Origin of the sequence: Photorhabdus cinerea (assembly GCF_011189575.1) — a bacterium.
Taxonomy (GTDB): domain Bacteria; phylum Pseudomonadota; class Gammaproteobacteria; order Enterobacterales; family Enterobacteriaceae; genus Photorhabdus; species Photorhabdus cinerea.
Window position 1 is genome coordinate 143,096 of the sequence record NZ_PUJW01000005.1, and the last position, 23,715, is coordinate 166,810.

The window sequence follows — 23,715 nt, forward strand, 5'->3', positions numbered from 1 at the left end:
TTAAGAGGTAATTTATGAGCCAGTTTTTTTATATTCATCCAGATAATCCGCAGCCACGCCTAATAGGGCAAAGTGTGGATGTGCTTAAGAAAGGTGGAGTAGTTGTTTACCCGACTGATTCTGGTTATGCGATTGGTTGCCGTTTGGAAGATAAAGATGCGATGACACGGATATGTCGTATTCGTCAGTTGGATAGTCATCATAATTTTACCTTGATGTGTCGGGATTTATCAGAGATATCGACCTATGCCTACGTCGATAATTCGGCTTTCCGTTTGATTAAGAATAATACACCGGGCAATTACACTTTTATTTTGCGTGCGACTAAAGAAGTTCCTCGTCGCTTGATGAATGATAAACGGAAAACAATAGGGTTACGTGTTCCATCCAATCCCATTGCTCTGGCTCTGCTTGAACAAGTGGGTGAACCATTGATGTCAACCAGTCTGATTTTACCGGGTAATGATTTTGCTGAATCTGATCCCGAAGAAATTAAAGATAATTTGGGGAAACTGGTTGATCTGATTATTCATGGTGGTTATTTAGGGCAACAACCTACAACTGTAATTGATTTAACTGATGATACGCCGGTTATAATACGCGAAGGAGCAGGGAATATAACTCCATTTTTATAAGTTAAGCAGTAATTATTTTCAGAATCTATATAAAGCCTGTGCATTATACACGGGCTTTATATTTTTGGCTTTTTAATTTAATCGAAATGGTTATTGTTAATTTTGAATTATTAATCTCAGAGAAACAGTCCCTGATTCACTGAAAAGTATTGCAAATTTGTCATCAATTCAGGAATGATAAAGATTAGAGTTTAATAAAGTGTGGCTGGTGGGGTGGATTAATATCTCATGACCACTTTCATCTTGGTTTTGATATTTCAACGTGAATTTGTTTTGAAAGAATGCTGGCTGGAATATCGATAATTAACAGCTGTCGGTCGTTGGTTATTTTATCGCATTTAGGAATTTTATTATCTTTTGAATATCATGGATATTCATATCTTTAAGTAATCATGTTTCAACTGATTACCACAATAATATGTTTGTATTTTTACCATGAATTTAAGCACATTCAGCTGACTGAGTGATTTATTGGAATCATTGATTATAAAATTAGTGTAGAATGTTCGGCCACGAACTAGAGTGTATGACCTGTTTTCTAACATTCTATGTTATAAAATGTATTAAAATCAGTTTGTTATAAGAAGATTTTATTATAACGTATTGATCGATATATAACACGACGCCTGTGAAGGCGACAACAGAGGTTGCTCAATGAGCGGTAAGACACAAAAATCTGAAAAGTTACAGAAAATTCTCGCGCGTTCCGGCCACGGTTCCCGCCGCGAAATAGAAGGTTATATTCAACAAGGGCGCGTCAGTGTTGACGGCAAGATTGCGACTTTAGGTGATCGTATTGCAGTGCAGCCCGCGACAAAAATCCGCCTTGATGGCCGGATATTAAATATCAAAGAATCACAAAAAGCGATTTGCCGTGTTCTGGCGTATTACAAACCAGAAGGTGAGCTTTGTACCCGCCACGATCCGGAAGGACGGCCAACCGTTTTTGATCGTCTGCCTAAATTACTGGGGTCCCGTTGGATAGCTGTAGGGCGTCTGGATGTAAATACTTGTGGTTTGTTGCTATTTACTACGGATGGGGAGTTAGCTAATCGTTTAATGCATCCAAGCCGTGAAGTGGAACGCGAATATGCCGTCCGTGTTTTTGGTGCAGTTGATGATGCCAAATTGAAGCAACTCGCTAAAGGTATCCAGCTGGAAGATGGTCCAGCAGCATTCCGCACCGTCGCTTTTAAAGGCGGTGAGGGGATGAACCAATGGTATAATGTGACGCTGACAGAAGGGCGTAACCGTGAAGTTCGTCGTCTTTGGGAGGCTGTTGGTGTACAAGTAAGCCGTCTTATTCGTGTGCGTTATGGTGATATTGGTTTGCCAAAAGGCTTACCACGTGGAGGTTGGACAGAGCTTGGTCTGGAACAAACTAACTATCTGCGTCAATTAGTTGGTTTAAACGAAGAGACAGTTTCCAAAGTGGCGGTCGAACGTGATCAACGTCGTATGAAAGCCAACCAGATCCGCCGTGCGGTTAAACGTCATGCTCGAGTGGCATCACGTCCATCGGCAGGAAAACGTCCGGGTAGTTCCCGCCAGAATGCAGGTCGTACAACTGCATCAAAGGGTCGTTAATTTCTATTTCTGGTTAATTGCTATTCCTGTGGGCCTCGTGTAATAACGGGGCCTTTTTCCTACCAGTCAATACCTTTTTGTGCCTTAATGCCGGCATCAAAGGCATGTTTTACCGGGCGCATCTCTGTGACGGTATCCGCCATTTCCAATAATTCGCGATGACAACCGCGGCCAGTAATAATGACGGATTGGTGCTCTGGTCGGTGGTTTAGGGCGGTTATAACATCTTCGAGAGGAAGATAGCCATAACTCACCATATAAGTCAGCTCATCCAGTACAACCAGATCCAAATTAGGATCAGATAACATATCCAGAGCATGCTGCCATACCTGGTGGCAGGCGGTAGTATCCGTTTCCCGGCTTTGGGTTTCCCAGGTAAAACCGGTAGCCATAACATGGAAATTTACACCATGCTGCTCCAGTAGATTTTTTTCACCATTCTCCCATTTACCTTTTATAAATTGGATAACACCGGCACGTAGTCCATGACCTACTGCGCGGGTGACAGTACCGAAAGCCGCGGTGGTTTTACCTTTACCGTTGCCAGTAAAAATAATGAGAATTCCCCGTTCCAACTGTGCGGCTTCAATACGGGAATCTACTTTTTCTTTCAGACGTTGTTGCCTTTTTTGGTGCTGGTTGTCATTTATTGTCATTATTCGGCTGGCCCTGCTTTGCGTCCGGGTTGCGCATCAAAACTGATGCCTGTTTTATGCAGACTGTCGCTGCCCATTAAATAAAGGTACAGTGGCATAATCTCTGCTGGAGTTTTCAGTTTAGCAGAATTTTCGTTAGGGAATGCGTTGGCACGCATATTTGTTCGTGTTCCGCCGGGGTTGATACAGTTAACACGCAGGGAACTGTTTTTATATTCTTCTGCTAAAACTTGCATCATGCCTTCGGTGGCAAATTTAGATACAGAATAAGCTCCCCAGCCACTGCGACCTTCTCGGCCAACACTTGAACTGGTAAAGATGAGTGAGCTGTCAGGGGATTTCAGTAACAGTGGAAGTAGTGCTTGAGTCAACATGAAAGTCGCATTGACGTTGACTTGCATAACATCATGCCATAACTGAGCTGGCTGTTCTGCCATTGGGGCAACAGCGCCCAGTAATCCGGCGTTATGTAAAATCCCATCCAGACGTGGATAATATTTTGCTAAATCGTCAGCCAATTCTTTGCATTCTTTGGCTGTGACAGTGAGTAGATCCAGGGTGTAGATAGTTGCAGGGGTTCCGCCTGCTTGCTCGATCTCTTTTTTGACGGCTTCCAGTTTAGATGCAGTTCTTCCAAGCAAGATCACTTGCGCACCATAACGGGCATAAGTCAAAGCCACTTCACGACCAATACCATCTCCAGCGCCTGTAACCAGAATAATACGTTGCTGTAGGAGGTCGTGTTTGGGTTGGTAATGTAACATTTGAAGATTTCCTGTTATTGATGGGGCAGGTTGTTGCCGTCAGTGGCAGCTCTGATTATCAAAACAGAAGTTTGTATGCTGAGTCAAATTTGCAAAGGTTGATTGCTCAGGAGATAAACGGTGAAACATTGAAGGCGCTGGTGTTTGTTTTTAGTTAAATCTGTTTAATTACTCATACCATCATCAAATAGATGGAATTACAGGAAAAGAGAGATAAATATAGTTTCTACATGTTAAGTACAAGTATGTTGGCTATATTTTCGGTTCAAAAATGTTGAACTATTTATTGCTGCCAATTATACAAAAATAGTTAACCTTATAAGTAATAAGAACACTGCATTATTCTTTTTCTAAACTAGACTTTGATTGGCGTGAGTGGCAAGGGGATTATTCTTACAATGATTTAAATATGTTGATTATGAAATGGTATTATTTAATTTAAGGAAGATATATGAACCAAAGAAATGATTTTAAAGCCTTTTCTATTAGTAATGATGCTAATGTAGTGAGTCAAGAAAAATATGAAGAAAGTCAGAGTTTACAGATGGGATTTCCACCAGAGAATGCTTCTACTCATGTATTAAATAAGGTATTACGCCAATCCTCAATAATATCATCTGTTGTAGCTAATTTTATTGCGGAACAATCTGGCGGGGATGTTTTGGATAATGGTGATATAGCTAAACTCACTGCTCAATTAAATGAAGCATTAGAGCAGAAAATTTCAAATATTCCTAACATTCCTGTAGGTGTTCCTGTGCCTTGGCCGACTACCATACCACCGGCTGGGTGGTTGCAGTGTAATGGTTCGGTCTTTGATAAGTCGAAATTTCCGAAATTAGCAGAAGCTTATCCTGATGGTAGATTACCCGATTTAAGAGGGGAATTTATTCGAGGTTGGGATGATGGCCGGGGTGTTGATAATAACCGTAGAATTCTAACTCATCAGGGGGATGCCATCAGAAATATTCAGGGTTCATTCGCCAGCACGATAGCACCAAACTATCATTTGGCAACAAGAGGGGCTTTTTATGCTAGTCAAGTTGTTGGAATAGGGACAGATGGCAGTTTTAAATCGGTAAATAATTTTAACCCTGATACTCCATACGGCTTTGGATTCGAGGCGTCAAGGGTTGTTCCTGTGGCTTCAGAGAATCGCCCTCGCAATATCGCATTTAACTATATTGTAAGGGCAGCATAATGATGGGGCCGTTTGGCCCTTATTGTTTACAGCAATAATAATTTGCTTTCTCACTGCTAAATGATTTCTCTCATTTTTGAACTGATCCCCATTTCTCTGTCTAATGGTGTAGAATTAGTTACTAAGCCCGATATACTGGATGTTTTTTATTTGTACATATTTGTTTTGATTGAATACGGGTTTATTATAATATTTTGTTTTTAAATGAAAATAATGAAATATATTTATTTTTAGTATTGTGAAGAAAAAAGGTGGATTTGTGGAGTATTTATCTCTTTATGGGTTGTTTTTAGCCAAAGTGGTAACGCTAGTGTTGGCTGTGATTGTTCTGGCTATATTTGGTATTGGCATAGGAATGCGTAAATCCTCGCCAAAAGGAGAGTTGAAGCTAACAGATCTTGGTGAGGTGTACCGGGATAAACAGCGTCAAATGCAGCGAGCACGTATGACGGAAGCTGAGAGAAAAATCTGGCAGAAAGAGTTTAATAAGCAGCAAAAGCTCGAATTTAAGCAGAAGAAGAGTCAAGCTAAAACGGGTCAGAAAGGGTTACAGAAACCTTGTCTTTATGTACTGGATTTTAAAGGCAGCATGGATGCACATGAGGTCGATTCATTACGTGAAGAGATTAGCGCGATTTTAGCCGTTGCTGATGCAAAAGATGAAGTGTTGTTGCGTCTTGAAAGCCCTGGAGGAATGGTTCATGGCTATGGACTTGCTGCCTCTCAGCTTGCCCGTTTGCGTCAGAAAGGGATTCGCTTGACTATTGCTGTGGACAAAGTTGCCGCCAGTGGTGGTTATATGATGGCTTGTGTTGCTGATCGCATTATTGCTGCACCATTTGCCATTATTGGTTCCATTGGGGTGGTTGCTCAGATCCCAAATATTCATAAGCTATTGAAAAAGAATGATATCGATGTAGAACTGCATACGGCGGGTGAATATAAACGCACGCTGACTTTTTTGGGTGAAAATACAGAGCAAGGCCGGAAAAAGTTTCAGGAAGATCTCAACCAGACTCACGAATTATTCAAAGAGTTTATTCATACACATCGTCCATTACTTGATGTGGAAAATGTGGCTACAGGAGAATATTGGTATGGCACTCAGGCAAAAGAGAAAGGACTGATTGACGAAATTGGTGTCAGTGATGATCTGTTAATTGCTCAAATAGATAATTGTGAAGTGATTGGTGTCAATTATTCACGTCGTAAGCGCATGGTAGAGCGTTTCACCGGCAGCACAATGGAAAGTATTGATAAGTTATTATTACGCTGGTGGCAAAGAGGAGAAAAACCTCTGTTTTGATGAATAATAGCATCTTGGCATACCTCAAATGGTGTTTTATTTCGACGCTAAGAAGTGCCTTGATATTATTCCCAATAACTTGCCCTGTTGATGTTTTAATTGAACAGGGCGATTGACATTCCCCTGAAAATTTTGGCCCTTTCAAAATATTACAGTCATTACATAATTTGCTTCACGTCCCCTTCTCCTGTGTGATGAAAAGCAGGCTTTTCTACACCAATAATTGATACTCTGACTTCGCGTTTATGTGTTTTATTTGGTGGATCTTCAAAACAAATACCAATCACTTTTGCATAGCGCTATTGGCCGGCGCATTTAAACGCATTATGTAACTCCAAGAAAAATTTTGACTTATAATAAATATTCATAAGGAAATAAAGTATTATGGCTATTTCGCAATACGATATTCAGACCAGTCATGCGGTCATCTCTGTTGCTGATACTGGTGGTGACGGGTTACCGGTGCTCCTTATACATGGTAATTCAAGTTGTAAAGACATTTTTCGCCATCAAGTTAACTGCTTTGGCGACGAATATCGGGTTTTGACTATCGATTTACCGGGGCATGGTGCTTCATCGAATGCAGTGGACCCACGCCGGACTTATTCGATACCCGGTTATGCTCTCTGTATTATTGAAGTATTGGAAAAATTAGGCATCAACAAAGTTGCTGTTTTCGGCTGGTCACTGGGTGGTCATATTGGTTTGGAAATGATCCCGAGGTTCCCAGGTATTGTAGGGTTGATGATTTGTGGTACGCCTCCGGTTAGCCCAGGCCCAGAAAATGTCAGCCTTGGATTTAAATCAAACCGGTTTATGGCAATATCTGGTAAAGCTTCACTAACTGAAGAAGAAATTACCGATTATACCCTTGCGTTGTATGGAGAAAATGCGCTTTGTGAACCATTTCTTAGAGCCGCAGTTGCACGGACTGATGGTTTAGCTCGGCAATATATGTCTGAAGCATCTATTTCACTGGATGTCATGGATCAGCGATTGTTAGTTGAAACCAATCCAACTCCACTGGCGATTGTCAATGGTGTAGAAGATTTATTTGTCAACATCGACTACATAAATGGAATTACTTACAAAAATCTTTGGACGGGTCAAGTATATAATTTGCTCAATCTTGGTCACGGACCATTTTGGGAAGCGCCGGAGTTGTTTAATCCCCTGATGGCAGGTTTTTTCTCCGATCTCACCCTGGAAGTGTAAGGGATATCTGAGGTTTCTAGTCTAAAGTGTTTCATATGTTCGGCAGATATATTCTTATATGAATTTCATATATCTGCCTGTTCGTTGCCTGATAGGTTTTTATTATTAATTTTCGAGATGATATTGTCCTGACAGGAGTATGTGTCAGATACTTGAACATATTGAAAGCAGCTGGACTTTTGGTTGTTGGTAAACCATGTTCATTCAGAAAAAACTTACCACTAAACACTAATATTTCTCCTTTTTGTTTTGCACTGTTTGTATACATACCATCAATAAAATCCTCATGTTGGCGGATAATACAGTTGGCTTTTTCCAATAATTGCTCACGTTTAATCGGTGTCGTTCTCTTTTGCATTTGTCTGTCCTTGTCAAAAATAATTTGTTGCGCATCATTTTTTATCAGGTAGAGTGTGGACTTTTCGTAATGCAGATGGAAGATTTTGTTTACGATGATCGTTTTATTCATTTGCATAGCCCATGGGCGGTATCTAAAATACCTTAGATAATTCAACGTGTTTTGAGTTCTGGCAAATCAACTGGATAAAAATAAGTTGATATATTGAGAATCTATCGCAATATAAAAAGAGGTTTTAAATACCGTGATATGGCTCTGTGAATTCCATCATCTGAAAAGATAACTAGGTAAAGATAACTATGGGTAAAGCTCTTGTAATAGTGGAGTCCCCGGCAAAAGCCAAAACAATCAATAAATATCTGGGAAGTGACTACGTGGTGAAATCCAGCGTTGGTCATATCCGTGATTTACCGACCAGTGGCTCAGCCAGCCAAAAGAGTTCAAACTCATCTAGCGATAAGCCTAAGAAGAAAGTTAAAAAGGATGAGAAAGCGGCGTTAGTCAACCGTATGGGGGTTGATCCATACCGCGGCTGGGAAGCTAATTATCAGATTTTGCCAGGTAAAGAGAAGGTTGTGGCGGAGCTGAAATCACTAGCTGAAAAAGCAGATCATGTTTATCTCGCAACGGATCTTGACCGTGAAGGAGAAGCCATTGCATGGCACTTGCGGGAGGTGATTGGTGGCGATAGTGATCGTTTTAGCCGGGTTGTTTTTAACGAAATTACTAAAAACGCTATTAAGCAGGCGTTTGATAAGCCGGGTGAATTGAATATTGACCGGATAAATGCCCAACAAGCCCGTCGTTTTATGGATCGGGTTGTCGGTTATATGGTTTCTCCACTGCTGTGGAAAAAAGTTGCGAGAGGGCTTTCTGCTGGTCGTGTGCAATCCGTAGCAGTGCGTCTTGTTGTAGAAAGAGAGCGTGAAATTAAAGCGTTTGTACCAGAAGAATATTGGCAGTTACATGCTGATTTGCTGGCAAAAGGTGAAATTTCACTGCATATGGAAGTGACTCATAAACGGGGTAAACCGTTTAAGCCAGTTAATAGTGAACAAACTCAAGCCGCTGTATCTTTGCTGGAAAAAGCCCGTTATAAGGTTATTGATCGTGAAGATCGACCAACATCCAGTAAACCCGGGGCGCCGTTTATCACATCCACATTGCAACAAGCTGCCAGCACCCGTTTAGGATTTGGTGTTAAAAAGACCATGATGATGGCTCAGCGTTTGTATGAAGCTGGACATATTACCTATATGCGTACTGACTCAACTAACCTGAGTCAGGATGCGCTGGATATGGTTCGTGGTTATATCAGTGATAATTTTGGTGGCAAATACCTACCGAAAGCAGCGAATACCTACAGCAGTAAAGAAAATTCACAAGAAGCGCACGAAGCGATTCGCCCTTCCAGTGTTGATGTCATGGCTGAACAACTGAAAGATATGGATGCTGATGCTCAAAAACTCTATCAGCTTATCTGGCGTCAGTTTGTTGCTTGTCAAATGACACCAGCGAAATATGATTCCACAACGCTGACTGTACAGGCTGGTGATTTTGAGTTGCGAGCCAAAGGCCGTACATTACGTTTTGACGGTTGGACAAAAGTGATGCCTGCGCTGCGTAAAGGTGATGAAGATCACACGTTGCCTATTGTTGAGGTTGGTACTGAACTTGACTTACAACAACTGATTCCGAGCCAGCACTTTACCAAACCACCAGCACGTTACAGTGAGGCATCTTTGGTTAAAGAGTTGGAAAAACGCGGTATTGGTCGTCCATCTACCTATGCTTCCATTATCTCTACGATTCAAGATCGTGGTTATGTTCGGGTGGAAAGCCGTCGTTTTTACTCGGAGAAAATGGGTGAGATTGTTACTGATCGGCTGGAGGAAAATTTCAACGAGCTGATGAGTTATGATTTTACCGCACGGATGGAAGATCAGCTTGATCAGGTTGCAAGTAATAAAGCTGAATGGAAAGGGGTTCTGGATGAGTTTTTCACTGATTTCAGTGAACAGCTAGAAGTTGCAAATAAAGACCCGGAAGATGGGGGGATGCGGCCTAATCCTATGGTGATAACGTCCATTGCGTGCCCGACTTGTGATCGTCCTATGGGAATTCGAACTGCAACTACGGGTGTTTTCTTGGGCTGTTCGGGTTATGCGCTATCACCGAAAGAACGTTGCAAACAGACGATTAACCTTATTCCTGAAAATGAAATTCTCAACATTTTAGAAGGGGATGAAGCGGAAACAAATGCGTTGCGTGCTCGTCGCCGTTGTAAAAAATGTGGCACAGCAATGGACAGTTATCTCATCGATAACCAACGTAAATTGCATGTCTGTGGTAATAACCCTGCTTGTGATAGCTATGAAGTGGAAGAAGGTGAGTTTCGCATTAAAGGGTATGACGGCCCGATTATTGAATGTGATAAATGTAGTTCTGAAATGCACCTGAAAATGGGGCGTTTTGGTAAATACATGGGTTGTACCAACGAAACTTGTAAAAATACCCGTAAGATCCTGCGTAGTGGAGAAGTCGCGCCACCAAAAGAAGATCCAGTACCATTACCAGAGCTGCCTTGTGAAAAGTCTGATGCATATTTTGTATTGCGTGATGGCGCTGCCGGTGTATTTTTAGCGGCTAATACTTTCCCTAAATCCAGGGAAACGAGGGCACCATTGGTAGAAGAGTTGGTTCTCTTTAAAGACCGCCTGCCGGAAAAATTACGTTATCTGGCTGATGCGCCTGTGGCAGATGCTGAGGGTAATAAAACTGTTATCCGTTTCAGTCGTAAAACTAAACAGCAATATGCTGCTTCAGAGAAAAATGGCAAGGCAACGGGGTGGAGCGTGTTCTATGTTGATGGAAAATGGATTGAGAAAGATAAAAAGTAACAATTATTGAGAGAATTAACCCTCTCTTTTTTCTCAAAAAGAAGTCATTTTCTTCTATTAGCCAACCTTATTAGGTTGGCTTTTTTCATCTATCAACAGAATCTTAAAATATTTGAATTGAAATACAGCTATAACTTTCATTATGATTTTTCAATTATTCGTTATATAAATATATAATCGTGTTATAGTGGTTATATGCGACGATAAAATTATTTCTATTAGTTATAATAAATAGCAAACAGCAATATCAGGCTAAATTTTAAGTCATAATTGTTCACAGCGTTTATTCTGGGATGGTACTTATATGAAATTACAACAACTTCGTTATATTGTGGAGGTGGTAAACCACAACCTTAATGTTTCATCTACAGCTGAAGGGCTGTATACGTCTCAACCAGGGATCAGTAAACAGGTTAGGATGCTTGAAGATGAGTTAGGTATTCAGATTTTTTCCCGTAGTGGTAAACACCTGACGCACGTTACTCCCGCAGGTGAAGAGGTTGTCCGAATTTCCCGTGAAGTATTGTCCAAAATTGATGCAATACGGTCAGTTGCTAGTGAACATACTTATCCGAATCGTGGTTCACTATATATTGCCACTACCCATACACAGGCTCGTTATGCATTACCTCCGGTGATTAAAGGATTTATTGAACGTTATCCGCAGGTCTCTTTGCATATGCATCAGGGATCGCCGACGCAAATTGCTGAAGCTGTATGTAAAGGGAACGCTGATTTTGCTATCGCAACTGAAGCGCTGCATTTGTACGAAGATCTGATAATGTTGCCTTGCTACCATTGGAATAGGACATTAGTTGTTACACCAGATCATCCGTTGGCGGGTAAAGAGAATGTTTCAATTGAAGAATTAGCTAATTATCAATTGGTCACTTATACATTTGGTTTTACTGGCCGCTCTGAATTAGATGTTGCATTCGATAAAGTATGCTTAAAGCCTAAAATTGTTTTCACAGCTACTGATGCCGACGTCATTAAAACTTATGTCCGATTGGGATTAGGTGTGGGGGTTATTGCTAGTATGGCAGTTGATCCGATACAGGATAAAGATCTTATTTGCATTGATATGCGTGAGAAATTTGGCTACAGCACGACGAAGATAGGTTTTCGTCGCAGTAGTTTCTTGCGCAGTTATATGTATGATTTTATGTGGCGTTTTGCACCTCACTTGACGCGAGATGTTGTTGATCAGGCTGTTGCTTTGCGTTCAAATGAAGATATTGAAGCAATGTTCAAAGATATCCAGTTACCAATCGTGTAGTAAAATGGTGAGGGAGATAATGATAGCCATTATCTCCCGGAATTTATTTATTAGAGTGCGTCAAATTCACCACTGAAGAAATCATCTGATTCTTCTATTGATGTTTTTCTTTGCTTATTAATGAAATTATCAAAACTGGCTTTAACATCGGGATGATCAAGAGCTTCATAGTCGAATACTGATATTAAAGATGAATATTTGAAATCAATATTAACATTTTCATTAGAAGCACAACTTGATAAAAAGTTTGCATTACTGCTATCAAAATTAACTTGGTAAAGCTTCAGTTTAGGAATATATACGGTTTTCTCTCCTACAACTAAGGTATCGATGGCAATCGCCAGCGTTACAGTAGAATAGAAGCCTTTGTTTTTCCGTATACCTAAACGAATCGTTTCCCCTTGTTTTGTAAGAAAATGGGCGAAATCTGTCAGCATATCTGTATTTTCAAATACAACAACATTCATAATAAAATGAAGGAAACTTTTTGAAATACTTAGACCATTTAATGAATCTGTATAGTTTTTAGACTCAACTTTGCTAGTACCCATTAAAGGCAGTTTGCTTACTGCTTTACTCCAGAATGCCATATCTGTCTTATATTGCTCTCCATGCTTTTCTGCATATTTATTTACATAATTAGTGACGATGGAGGATAAGGCAATCAATGTCTGACTTAAGCTATTGGTTTTTTCTAAAACGTCTTTTTGATCAGATAATTGTGTTGCTACAATGAATTGTACTAAACCATCTTTTTCATTGTATTTGTTTGTATTTTCTATATTAAAATAAGCTTCATCGATGTGAAAGAACTTATTGGCTTCATTGATTTTTTCGATATGTTCCTGGTGATTCATAATTGAGTTTTTCATATCCATGATTTATCCTTATTCTTTTGATTAATTATTTAAATCCAATTGATGGAAAACTAATTCTATCCGATTATCATTCGATTGTTTACCCGACTAAATTATCAAAATTTATTACTGAAATTCTGATAGATACACTGAATTAGCAAATTGTGTGGCAATAAAAAACAAATACCTGCTTATATGTTATGTTTAACTTGTGCCATTATCATTAAGATGGCTTTAAGTTACGCCAAGATAATAAGAAGGAGGAGTTATGTCGTTTGATTTGAAAAAGGTTTGTGTTTCAACACTTTCCGCTGCAAGTAAAGAGTATGATTATTACAGTTTACCACTGGTTGCTAAACATTTAGGCGATATTTCCCGCTTGCCTAAATCAATGAAAGTTCTTCTGGAAAATCTACTACGCAATATTGATGGCAACTCTGTTGTTGTTGATGATTTAAAGGCCATTATTGATTGGCAAAATACAGGCCATGCAAACAGGGAAATTGCTTACCGGCCAGCACGGGTATTGATGCAGGATTTTACCGGAGTTCCGGCCGTCGTTGATTTAGCGGCGATGAGGGACGCGGTTCAGCGCCTTGGTGGAGATGTTGAACAGGTTAATCCATTGTCACCGGTTGATCTGGTCATTGATCATTCAGTCATGGTGGATAAATTTGGCACGGAAAATGCCTTTGAACAAAATGTTCAATTAGAAATGGAACGTAACTATGAACGTTACCTGTTTCTGCGTTGGGGACAACATGCATTTAACCGTTTTCGCGTAGTACCGCCAGGAACAGGAATTTGCCATCAGGTAAACCTGGAATACCTGGGTAAAACGGTTTGGCATGAAACGTATAACGGGCGGGAGTTGGCTTATCCTGATACCCTGGTTGGCACTGATTCTCATACCACCATGATCAATGGCCTCGGTGTTCTGGGGTGGGGGGTTGGTGGTATTGAAGCGGAAGCGGCTATGTTAGGACAACCTGTTTCCATGCTTATCCCTGATGTGGTTGGTTTTAAACTCACCGGCAAGTTACGCGAAGGGATTACTGCGACAGATCTTGTGCTGACAGTGACTCAGATGCTGCGTAAACAGGGTGTGGTTGGGAAATTTGTTGAATTTTATGGTGATGGATTAGCTGATTTGCCGCTGGCAGACCGGGCAACCATTGCCAATATGTCACCGGAATATGGTGCGACTTGTGGCTTCTTCCCGGTAGATGATATTACGCTGAGTTATATGCGGTTGACAGGGCGCACAGAACAGCAGATTGCTCTGGTTGAAACATATTGTAAAATCCAGGGGTTATGGCGAAATCCGGGTGATGAACCGGTATTCACCAGCAGTCTTGAACTGGATATGTCGACGGTGGAGGCCAGTCTCGCCGGGCCGAAACGTCCACAGGATAGAGTTGCTTTAGCGCGGGTACCACAGGCATTTCAGTCAGCCATTGATCTGGAGATGAATAAAGCCCAGGGAAAAGTAGCCTCAGCGCCGGTTAATCTGGATAACCAGACCTATGAGTTAGAAGATGGTGCTGTTGTCATTGCCGCGATTACTTCTTGTACCAACACATCTAACCCCAGTGTGATGATGGCCGCGGGTTTACTGGCGCAAAAAGCGGTTGAGAAAGGGCTTAAACGCCAGCCATGGGTAAAAACCTCACTGGCACCCGGCTCGAAAGTGGTAACGGATTATCTTGAACTTGCCGGCTTTACGCCATATCTGGAGAAACTTGGCTTTAATCTGGTGGGGTACGGCTGTACAACTTGCATCGGTAACTCCGGGCCATTGCCTGAACCGATTGAAACTGCGATTAAGCAAGCTGATCTTACCGTCGGTGCGGTCCTGTCTGGTAACCGGAACTTTGAAGGTCGGATTCATCCTCTGATAAAGACTAACTGGCTGGCATCCCCACCGTTAGTTGTGGCATATGCTTTATCTGGCAGCATGAAAAAGGATCTGACCAAAGATCCTCTTGGTCAGGATCAGCAAGGCAATGATGTCTATTTGAAAGACATATGGCCTGACAGGAAAGAAATTGCCGAAGCGGTTGATAAAGTTAAGGTTGACATGTTTCACAAAGAGTACGCCGAAGTATTTGATGGTGATGAGACATGGCAGTCGCTGGATGTCGCCAGTTCTGTAACTTATGACTTCCAGCCTGATTCTACCTACATTCGCCACCCGCCATTCTTTAGTGAGATGACAGTAGAGCCGGAGGCCATAACGGATATTCATGGCGCAAATATATTGGCTATTCTTGGGGATTCTGTAACGACAGACCATATTTCTCCTGCGGGAAATATCAAAACTGACAGCCCAGCAGGGCGCTATCTTCAGGAGCATGGCGTTGCTCCTAAAGATTTTAACTCTTATGGATCAAGACGTGGTAACCATGAAGTTATGATGCGTGGCACTTTCGCTAATATCCGTATCCGTAATGAGATGATTTCTGGCGTAGAAGGAGGATATACCCGTCATATACCATCACAGACACAATTAGCGATTTATGATGCGGCCATGCGTTATCAGCAAGAAAAAATACCCTTAGCTGTGATTGCGGGTAAAGAATATGGTTCTGGTTCGAGCCGAGACTGGGCCGCGAAAGGAACCCGGTTATTGGGGGTTCGGGTGGTTATTGCGGAATCATTTGAACGTATTCACCGTTCGAACCTGATTGGTATGGGGGTATTACCGTTAGAGTTTCCCCAGGGAATAAACCGTAAGACGTTGAATCTGAAAGGTGATGAAACGATTGATATTGGAGGGATGAATAATCTCAAGCCTGGTCAAACCGTATCGGTAAAAATGACTTATGCTGATGGACGCAAGGAAATTGTTAATGCTCGGTGTCGTATTGATACCGGGACTGAATTGGATTATTTTCGTAATGGCGGTATCTTGCATTATGTTATCCGTCATATGTTGAAATAATTTTTATATGGTATAAAGACGGCGCTGATATTGGCGTCGTCTTTGCTTGTTTAAGTGGGTGAAAAAATAACTTGAGGTTCTTAGGTAATATCTTTAGGTAATAAATGTCCCATTTTGTTGGCTTTGGTATCCAGATAATAAGCATTTTTAGGGTTGCGACCGGTAATTAGCGGAACGCGTTCCACAATGTTAATACCTGCTTCGTTCATAATTTCTACTTTTTTAGGGTTGTTTGTCAGTAAACGGATAGCATTAACTCCCAACAATTTATACATGTCTGCGCATAAAGTGAAATCACGTTCATCGGCGGCGAAACCTAACTGATGGTTAGCTTCGACTGTATCTATTCCTTGATCCTGTAACGCATAGGCCCGAATTTTGTTTATCAGACCAATATTACGGCCTTCCTGTCGGTGATAAAGTAATATACCGCTCCCTTCTTTAGCGATCTGAGCAAGGGCTGATTCAAGTTGAAAGCCACAATCACAACGTAAACTGAATAGGGCATCACCTGTCAGACATTCTGAATGGATTCTGGAGAGAACAGGTTCATTATCAGAAATATTACCGTATACCAAGGCGACATGATCTCGGCCGGTGACAATTTCTTCAAAACCGACCATTAAAAAGTCACCCCATGGCGTGGGTAATTTAGCTTCAGATACTCGTTTTAATTGCATTTTATTTTTCATATGTTGATTCAGACTCATTGTAAGAATAGATAAAGAAAAACAATACCGGTCTGGGAAATCAGCTGAAACTGCATAGGAGGTTTTCTCTGGTTATAACGTGTATATATTTTGCCATATTTGCAAAAAATTATCTGTGAAAATTTTTAAATAATTATATGTAAGCAAGAGTTATAGCATCAGTATGTTAAGCTATAAGCAGATTTCTAAAATGTACATAAAAGTATTTCGTATCAGACATGAATCAATTCATCAAGCCTATTGTTGTAGTAACATTGATTTTATTGCTGCCATCTGTAGCGGTGTTGGTAGAAGGGTGGCAATGGCAACCGATGGGGGGAGCTTGTGGCTTGAAATACTGTATTGGATAACGGATACCTTTGCTGAGCCATGGGGGTTATCTGATTTCTCTATTTTTTATTTTCTGGTTATTATTATCCCGTACTCCGGCCAAACAGGGAATAATATTGGTTGCGGTTGTTGTAGGGGAGCTTTTAGTGGGACAGAGAATAAAGATATTAATTAAAAAATACGGTTAAGGAGCCTCGCCCCTATGTCGTCTGGTTAGCAAAAAATTATCAAGTACCAACAAGTGAGTTTTATCAGCATCAGAGAAAACAGCGAGCTAAGTTACTGAAACAATATCTGAGAACCGATCATCGTATTTCTCACTGGCAACTCATTCACTGGAAAAATGAAACGGGGTATGCATTTCCTTCGGGACATATACCTTATGGATTTCAAGATGCAGCGCGGCGGCAAGTGAACGCATCCTCGGGAGCATAGATAACGATGTGACTGGGGTAAGTGAAAGCAGCCAACAAAGTAGCAACTTGAAAGATGAAGGGTATAAACGTCCTCACTTCAAATAAGGTTTTAATATGTAATTGCTTCCTATTTACACTAAGTTAATGAGAAGACATTAAGAAAGCGCTGAAAGGAGCATTTATCGTAATAAATTGCTTCCTTTGTCCAGACTGGAAATGCTAATTTAACGAGTCGTTATGCCGGTTATTTGGCATAATACCCAAGCAACGATAGATAACAGGAAAAAATGTGAAATATTTTCTGATTTTATTACTGGTATTGGTGATCTTTGTCATCTCTGTGACCCTTGGATCAAATAATGATCAGGTTGTTACTTTTAACTATCTGATTGCTAAAGGGGATTACTCGGTATCTACACTTTTGGCCGTATTGTTTGCGAGTGGTTTAGTGTTAGGCTGGGTTATCTGTGGATTATTCTATCTTCGTGTTCGTTTGTCATTAGGAAGAGCAGAACGCAAGATTAAGAGATTGGAAGCACAACTGGAGCTTCCAGTTGTTCATTCATCACCTATACTTAACAGGGAATAAACTCCTATGTTAGAGCTGCTGTTTCTGTTGCTTCCCGTGGCCGCTGCTTATGGTTGGTATATGGGGCGCAGAAGTGCTCAACAGGATAAGCAACAAAATGCTGATCGTTTGTCACGGGAGTATGTAGCCGGGGTTAACTTTCTCCTTTCAAACCAGCAGGATAAAGCCGTGGATCTGTTCCTTGAAATGCTAAAAGAGGACAGTTCCGCTTTTGAAGCTCACCTGACTTTGGGGAATCTGTTCCGTTCCAGAGGGGAAGTAGAGCGGGCTATCCGTATTCACCAATCGCTTATAGAAAGTGCTTCTCTGACGTTTGAGCAGCGTCTACTCGCAGTTCAACAACTAGGTCGTGATTATATGTCAGCGGGTTTATATGATCGCGCTGAAAATATGTTTTCTCAGTTGGTGGATGAAAAAGAATTTCGGCAAAATGCTTTTCAATCGCTTCTAGTTATTTATCAGGCAACCAGTGATTGGAAAAAAGCGATTGATGTTGCTGAAAGATTAGTTAAATCCGGTAAACATGAGTTACGGCAAAAAATTGCCCATTTTTATTGTGAGCTGGCTTTGCAAGAAATGAGCGGTGATGATCTTGATGAAGCAATTGATTATCTCAATAAAGCTGTTCAGGCCGATAAAAATTGCGCCAGAGTTTCTATTATGCTGGGACGTCTGTTTATGGCCCGGCAGGAATACACCAAAGCGGCAGATTCTTTGAAATCTGTTCTTGAGCAGGATAAAGAGCTCGTCAGTGAATCATTGCCCATGCTCCAGGAGTGCTATCAGCACCTGAATCAGAATGATGAATGGGAAAATTTCCTGAAACGTTGTGTGGAAGAGAATAGTGGTGCAACGGCTGAACTTCTGTTGGCTGATATTATTGAGCAGAAAGAAGGGCATGAAGTCGCGCAAATCTATATCAACCATCAACTGAAACGCCATCCGACCATGCGCTTATTTTGTCGTCTGATGGATTACCATCTGGCTGAAGCAGAAGAGGGCCGAGCGAAAGAAAGTATTATTTTGCTGCGGGACATGGTTGGTGAACAAATTCGTACCAAGCCCGATTATCGTTGCCATAAATGCGGCTTTACTTCTCATTCACTTTATTGGCACTGCCCATCATGTCGTTTATGGGATTCTATTAAACCTATTCGTGGATTGGATGGTCAGTGACAGTGTCACAGTAATATTTCTTTGTTGGTCAAAAAGGTTAAAAAATGACATCGCATACCTTAACATCATTCGGTAAACAGATTAACTCGCCTGTAATTGTGGCTTTAGATTACGACAATCAAGATTCTGCACTGGCGTTTGCCGACAAAATTGATCCGCAGGATTGCCGTTTGAAAGTGGGTAAAGAGATGTTTACCCTTAATGGTCCTCAGTTTGTTAAATCACTACACCAACGTGGTTTTGAAGTATTTCTGGACTTAAAATTCCATGATATTCCTAATACTACAGCCAGAGCGGTGGCGGTGGCGGCTGAAATGGGGGTTTGGATGGTCAATGTACATGCCAGTGGTGGGGCCAGAATGATGACTGCTGCGAAAGAAGCGCTGCTACCTTATGGTAGTGATGCTCCGTTATTAATTGCCGTCACTGTATTAACCAGCATGGAACAATCGGATCTGCAAGACATTGGTATGAATATTACGCCAGCGCAACAGGCTGAAAGATTGGCAAAACTGACTCAGGAATGTGGGCTGAATGGGGTAGTGTGTTCTGCTCATGAAGCTCAACAATTGAAAAAGGTTTGCGGTCAGGATTTCCAATTAGTCACTCCGGGAATTCGTCCGGCAGGCAGTGATGCGGGTGATCAGCGCCGTATCATGACCCCAGAACAAGCGGTATTGTCTGGGGTTGATTATATGGTGATCGGGCGCCCGATTACTCGTGCAGCTGATCCTGCGGCAGCATTGCGTCAGATTAATCAATCTATTGCAGGAGCTTGTTAATGCAAGATAATAATTCGCGCTTGGTCTATTCCACGGACGGAGGCCGTATTCAGGAAGAAGCCGTTAAACCTCAGCGCCCAAAAGGTGATGGTATTGTCCGTATTCAGCGCCAAACCAGTGGTCGTAAAGGAAAGGGGGTCTGCGTAATTACTGGGATTGATGTTGATGATCAGGCACTAAGAAAACTGGCGGCTGAATTAAAGAAAAAATGTGGTTGTGGTGGTTCAGTAAAGGATGGCGAAATAGAAATTCAAGGCGATAAAAGAGACTTATTAAAACAATTACTTGAAGCCAAAGGTATGACAGTTAAATTGGCTGGTGGCTGACAGAAGGGCGGGTATTCGCCCTTCATTTTATTTCCCAGTCTGATTATTGATAGCGTTTTAAGATATTAATTAATAATATTACCAAATATTTAAATTAAAAATTATTTACAATAAAGAGATGAGATAAATTATTATAAATTTCCATGAAAATAATTTAATGATATTATTTACCTATGCTTAAAAAATAATTCTATTTTTTTATTGATATATCTTAGTAAGAAACGGCAATAAGAAAATTAATATTATTCTTTGATTTCTCTTTATTTAATGTCGTTCTTATGTGGAAATGAGTACCTTTGATGAAAAAGGTAATAAGTATTATAATTACTTTTTAAATCATAGAGATAACAATTTAAATCTATTTTTTTAGTAAAGAGGTTGACTATGGAGAACGATCGTTCTACCCTAAAAGGCATGGAAGGTGAGCAGGTGCCCAACATCAGGGAAAACATGTTGGATGCTGTAGAGGCATTGATTTACACAAGGGGGATTGCTGCTACAGGTATTGATCTTATAACGCGCACCACAGGTTCTTCACGTAAGACAATTTATCGTTATTTTGGTACGAAAGATGGGTTGGTTGAAGAGGTTCTTCGCCGGCGAGATGAGCGTTGGATGCGGTGGTTTACCTCATCAATCGCCGAATATAAAACGCCTGAAGAAAAATTATTAAATATTTTTCTGGTATTACAAACATGGTTCGAAAGTGATGATTTTAGAGGATGTGCATTTATCAATACATCTGGTGAACGCCTTAATCCTGATGATCCGGTGAGAATAATTGCTAAGGAGCATAAAGATAAAGTTTTTACTTATGTTCTCTCTATTTGTGAAGAAATATCGCCAGATTTAGCGGTAGATTTAGCGAGGAAATTTCTACTTTTGATAGAAGGTGCGATTACCATGGCTCATGTAATGAGTGATAAGAATTGTGTTTTAGATGCGATGAATATTGCGAAAGTATTATTAAATGAATGCAATGTGAATTAATGGAAAATTTAATGAGGAGATAACATGTCTGATATAAAAGAAATTCGCCAACCGGTACCACCATTTACCCGGGAAACCGCTATTCAAAAAATTCGTTTGGCTGAAGATGGCTGGAATAGCCGCGACCCTGAGAAGGTATCATTGGCTTATTCATTGGATACCCATTGGCGTAATCGTTCTGAATTCGTTCATAGCCGTAAGGAGGCTCAAGAATTTTTAACCAGAAAATGGGAAAAAGAGCATGAATATCGACTGATCAAAGAGCTGTGGGCTTTTACTGATAATAGAATAGCGGTTCGTTATGCTTATGAATGGTGTGATGGTTCCGGCAATTGGTTTCGCTCATATGGTAATGAGAACTGGGAATTTAATGAAGATGGTTTGATGTACAACCGCTATGCTTGTATTAACGATCTTCCAATAAAAGAGTCTGAACGAAAATTTCATTGGCCTTTAGGACGTCGCCCTGACGATCATCCCGGATTATCTGAATTAGGGTTGTGATTTAATCGTCGTATAAAACCGTAGGTTTGGCGGCCACTCTTTTCAGGCGACGGCAAGGACACTGCCGATGTGCGGTACTCTCTGCCGTCGGATTCTGATTAACAGAAGAATCTAATAAGGTTCGTACCCTGAATCTATCGTTTGAGGCAGGACAGATTTCGGTTAATGCAGTCCGTGACCTGATGAAGTTCGTCAGCGGGAATATCATCAGTTACATTCCGTGCAGTATGAGCGAAATTGGCGGCGATATCCGCTACTTCATCAATAATGCTGTTCATTCTGGCCGGTGAGATGACTGCATTATCGGCAACCTTCAACAACATGGTGCGGGTGATATCCGTTCCGTGGCCGGTCACCGAGGTTTGATGTTGTCCGCCGGGGCCGTCCGCAAAGGTCAAATCATAGGCGGGGGACACTACCCACTCATTGCTTTCATTCAAAATGAAGGAGAAATTCTTCACATGATCATCACGATTATGCATCAACACGTTGAACACCATACGCCGGGCTTGGATTTCCCGCTCAACAACAGAGCGCGTGATGGAGCCAGTCGCCCGTAAGATATCTATGTAATCCATACAGGGTAATCGAAAGTCGGCATGTAGGGCGCCGGCCATACTCAGTACTGGCATTCGCATTCCATTCTCGCGATCAAATCGCTGGACACCGAATGCGGCTAGTCCTCCTTCAAGGCGGAAATAGCGACTTGTGGGGAAATTAATGCCCGCCATTCTGGCAGTACAGGCATACGCTTCTTCAAGGGCACAGACCCAAGGATTTTCCTCTGCTGCGGGGAATTTGACCAACCAAGGCTCACTCCCTGGGAACGCCGTCGTTTTCATTTGGCCGGTGGAGGGATTATATTCTACTTGTGCTTTTGGTCTGGCTCCGTGAGGCGAGCCGCCAAGCAGGAAAAGTTCACGCAGTGCTTCCGAGTCCTGACCAGTGACTTCCTTACGGATTTGCTTGGCCAGCCCGGTCAAGTTCAGAATACTATATTTGTCTTCCTGGTCGTCTGGTAAAGGTAGAGCCGGTTGATAGGTCAGAGCTCCCATCGTGTTATCGCCTAGCAATGCAAGACGTTCCAGAACGGAAATTCGCCCAGGATCGACATGATTACGGCGAAGGAACCGGTCCATAAGCAGCCGTCCCCATCCATCCGGCAGGGAATCTGCAATGAAGCCAGGGAGCCAGTCCTGAAAGTGTTCAAAATTCGCGTAAGTATTAGTGGAAAGCGGTAGTTGCAGAGGCGAGAATTCGATGCCGCTATCAAGAGCTTTGTGGGTGTACTCAAATAAATAGCGGGAATGCACGGTACTTTCGGCCAGATGACCCAATACCCACTGTTCTCCATGACCGTTGTAGATCACCTGTAGTCGGTCCAGTGACCGGTATTGAAAGTTTCGCGTCGTCATTTTTTTGAGTCCCCTGATTGATGAGCGCGGCCATTGCCGGAGAGTTTCCGAGACGAACGTTGGGTTCGAGCGCGCTGGCGAACCGGTACCTTCATGGCTTCGAGCTGTGCAATGCTGATCTGTTGTGGCATAAACAGGGACTTCACTTCATTCTCCAGCCGCAGAGCAAAGACGACCTTCATGAAATTTTCAAGCGTACCCCGCCCGCTGCCTTCAAGTTTTTTGAGCGCTGAGACGGAAATACCGCTTCGGAGCGCTAGTTCTGTTTGGAGCATGTTACGCCGCAGCCGATGTTCCCGGAGGCGGTGCCCAAGTTCTTCTAGCAACTCCGATTCGGTATAAAGCATTAGAGCCACAAATACACCTCTTAAGTTTAAATTTTATGGTTAAGAGATTTTATCATATCTCTTATTTTACCAAAATTTGATATGAAAGGAGAATGGTTTAATAGTTCTATTTGAAGCTTATAAAGATATTTAAGATACTTTAAAGTTTTATATGAGTCCTTTATTGAAGAAATATCAGCGATATACCAGCCTGCTGGTAGGTTCATCAGCTAAATTTTCAGCCGATCGGAACTGAGCAAAAAAATTTTCTGAGTGACGAGCCAAATGGGGGACTCGGCTACTGGTTGGTACGTTAAACGCGCCGATCGTTTTTTAATCGCCTCTCTTAAAGAGGGTAGCCTCTGAGATTGAGAACTCTTTAATCTCAATAAATCCCTGGACTTCATTTTCACTGCCTCCGTTTCAAACAGTTCATGAATCGGGTTTAT

At 41.6% G+C, this 23,715-nt stretch carries 21 protein-coding genes and 1 pseudogene; 15 read left to right on the forward strand and 7 right to left on the reverse strand.

The genetic code is table 11. The features are described 5' to 3' along the window. Positions 1-14 precede the first annotated feature (14 nt). Positions 15-635 carry an L-threonylcarbamoyladenylate synthase gene (locus C5469_RS06500; RefSeq protein ID WP_166303929.1) on the forward strand — a complete coding sequence of 207 codons (621 nt, stop codon included), beginning with the start codon at positions 15-17 and terminating at the stop codon, positions 633-635. Between the two features lie 654 nt (positions 636-1,289). After that, complete coding sequence (gene rluB / locus C5469_RS06505) at positions 1,290-2,222, forward strand: 23S rRNA pseudouridine(2605) synthase RluB (RefSeq protein WP_166303932.1); 933 nt, start codon at positions 1,290-1,292, stop codon at positions 2,220-2,222. A gap of 59 nt (positions 2,223-2,281) precedes the next feature. Here rluB and cobO read toward each other — a convergent pair whose 3' ends face one another. Together cobO and C5469_RS06515 are read right to left on the reverse strand one after the other, a co-directional pair. Beyond that, positions 2,282-2,878, reverse strand: a complete 597-nt coding sequence (gene cobO / locus C5469_RS06510) for a cob(I)yrinic acid a,c-diamide adenosyltransferase (RefSeq protein ID WP_166303935.1) — start codon at positions 2,876-2,878, stop codon at positions 2,282-2,284. Further along, positions 2,878-3,642, reverse strand: coding sequence for a YciK family oxidoreductase (locus tag C5469_RS06515; protein WP_166303937.1), 765 nt, complete (start codon positions 3,640-3,642; stop codon positions 2,878-2,880). The genes cobO and C5469_RS06515 overlap by 1 nt, the downstream gene beginning before the upstream one ends. Positions 3,643-4,093: 451 nt before the next feature. Here C5469_RS06515 and C5469_RS06520 point away from each other — a divergent pair, with 451 nt between their 5' ends. The 3 genes from C5469_RS06520 to C5469_RS06530 all read left to right on the forward strand — a co-directional run bounded on the left by C5469_RS06520 (position 4,094) and on the right by C5469_RS06530 (position 7,364). After that, complete coding sequence (locus tag C5469_RS06520) at positions 4,094-4,843, forward strand: phage tail protein (RefSeq protein ID WP_166303940.1); 750 nt, start codon at positions 4,094-4,096, stop codon at positions 4,841-4,843. Positions 4,844-5,102: 259 nt separating this feature from the next. Then, positions 5,103-6,149, forward strand: coding sequence for a protease SohB (gene sohB / locus C5469_RS06525; RefSeq protein WP_166303943.1), 1,047 nt, complete (start codon positions 5,103-5,105; stop codon positions 6,147-6,149). A gap of 384 nt (positions 6,150-6,533) precedes the next feature. Beyond that, complete coding sequence (locus C5469_RS06530; RefSeq protein WP_166303945.1) at positions 6,534-7,364, forward strand: alpha/beta fold hydrolase; 831 nt, start codon at positions 6,534-6,536, stop codon at positions 7,362-7,364. Positions 7,365-7,469: 105 nt separating this feature from the next. Here the strand turns inward: C5469_RS06530 and C5469_RS06535 are convergent. After that, positions 7,470-7,722, reverse strand: a pseudogene (locus C5469_RS06535) (DUF2498 family protein). 299 nt (positions 7,723-8,021) lie between these two features. On the opposite strand from C5469_RS06535, the gene topA reads away from it, so the two are divergent. Further along, a complete protein-coding gene (topA, locus tag C5469_RS06540) occupies positions 8,022-10,622 on the forward strand; it encodes a type I DNA topoisomerase (RefSeq protein ID WP_166303948.1) in 2,601 nt (866 codons plus the stop codon). A gap of 304 nt (positions 10,623-10,926) precedes the next feature. Continuing rightward, positions 10,927-11,901, forward strand: coding sequence for an HTH-type transcriptional regulator CysB (cysB, locus tag C5469_RS06545; RefSeq protein ID WP_166303950.1), 975 nt, complete (start codon positions 10,927-10,929; stop codon positions 11,899-11,901). Between the two features lie 50 nt (positions 11,902-11,951). Here cysB and C5469_RS06550 read toward each other — a convergent pair whose 3' ends face one another. Then, the gene (locus C5469_RS06550; protein WP_166303953.1) at positions 11,952-12,779 is read right to left on the reverse strand and encodes a hypothetical protein; all 828 of its coding nucleotides are present in this window, start codon (positions 12,777-12,779) and stop codon (positions 11,952-11,954) included. 247 nt (positions 12,780-13,026) lie between these two features. On the opposite strand from C5469_RS06550, the gene acnA reads away from it, so the two are divergent. After that, positions 13,027-15,702, forward strand: a complete 2,676-nt coding sequence (gene acnA / locus C5469_RS06555) for an aconitate hydratase AcnA (protein WP_166303956.1) — start codon at positions 13,027-13,029, stop codon at positions 15,700-15,702. An 80-nt stretch (positions 15,703-15,782) separates the two neighbouring features. Here acnA and ribA read toward each other — a convergent pair whose 3' ends face one another. Further along, positions 15,783-16,382 carry a GTP cyclohydrolase II gene (ribA, locus tag C5469_RS06560; protein WP_166303959.1) on the reverse strand — a complete coding sequence of 200 codons (600 nt, stop codon included), beginning with the start codon at positions 16,380-16,382 and terminating at the stop codon, positions 15,783-15,785. A 220-nt stretch (positions 16,383-16,602) separates the two neighbouring features. Between ribA and C5469_RS06565 the strand changes: the two genes are divergently transcribed. The 7 genes from C5469_RS06565 to C5469_RS06595 all read left to right on the forward strand — a co-directional run bounded on the left by C5469_RS06565 (position 16,603) and on the right by C5469_RS06595 (position 21,525). Beyond that, positions 16,603-16,917, forward strand: a complete 315-nt coding sequence (locus C5469_RS06565) for a hypothetical protein (RefSeq protein WP_166303962.1) — start codon at positions 16,603-16,605, stop codon at positions 16,915-16,917. 530 nt (positions 16,918-17,447) lie between these two features. After that, complete coding sequence (locus tag C5469_RS06570; RefSeq protein ID WP_166303965.1) at positions 17,448-17,747, forward strand: lipopolysaccharide assembly protein LapA domain-containing protein; 300 nt, start codon at positions 17,448-17,450, stop codon at positions 17,745-17,747. Between the two features lie 6 nt (positions 17,748-17,753). Continuing rightward, entirely contained in the window at positions 17,754-18,923 is a 1,170-nt protein-coding gene (gene lapB / locus C5469_RS06575; protein ID WP_166303968.1) for a lipopolysaccharide assembly protein LapB, read from the forward strand. 44 nt (positions 18,924-18,967) lie between these two features. Next, entirely contained in the window at positions 18,968-19,705 is a 738-nt protein-coding gene (gene pyrF, locus C5469_RS06580) for an orotidine-5'-phosphate decarboxylase (protein ID WP_166303971.1), read from the forward strand. Further along, positions 19,705-20,031: a stress response translation initiation inhibitor YciH gene (yciH, locus tag C5469_RS06585; protein WP_166303974.1), complete on the forward strand. Its 327-nt coding sequence runs from the start codon at positions 19,705-19,707 to the stop codon at positions 20,029-20,031. Before pyrF ends, yciH begins: the two co-directional genes overlap by 1 nt. A 384-nt stretch (positions 20,032-20,415) precedes the next feature. Continuing rightward, positions 20,416-21,021 (forward strand): TetR/AcrR family transcriptional regulator, encoded by a 606-nt coding sequence (locus C5469_RS06590; protein WP_166303977.1) that lies wholly within the window; start codon positions 20,416-20,418, stop codon positions 21,019-21,021. A 24-nt stretch (positions 21,022-21,045) separates the two neighbouring features. Beyond that, positions 21,046-21,525 (forward strand): nuclear transport factor 2 family protein, encoded by a 480-nt coding sequence (locus C5469_RS06595; protein ID WP_166303979.1) that lies wholly within the window; start codon positions 21,046-21,048, stop codon positions 21,523-21,525. Positions 21,526-21,659: 134 nt separating this feature from the next. On the opposite strand, the gene C5469_RS06600 is transcribed toward C5469_RS06595, so the two are convergent. After that, the gene (locus tag C5469_RS06600) at positions 21,660-22,940 is read right to left on the reverse strand and encodes a type II toxin-antitoxin system HipA family toxin (RefSeq protein ID WP_166303982.1); all 1,281 of its coding nucleotides are present in this window, start codon (positions 22,938-22,940) and stop codon (positions 21,660-21,662) included. Continuing rightward, positions 22,937-23,287 carry a helix-turn-helix domain-containing protein gene (locus tag C5469_RS06605; protein ID WP_207628801.1) on the reverse strand — a complete coding sequence of 117 codons (351 nt, stop codon included), beginning with the start codon at positions 23,285-23,287 and terminating at the stop codon, positions 22,937-22,939. The genes C5469_RS06600 and C5469_RS06605 overlap by 4 nt, the downstream gene beginning before the upstream one ends. Positions 23,288-23,715: the final 428 nt, after the last annotated feature.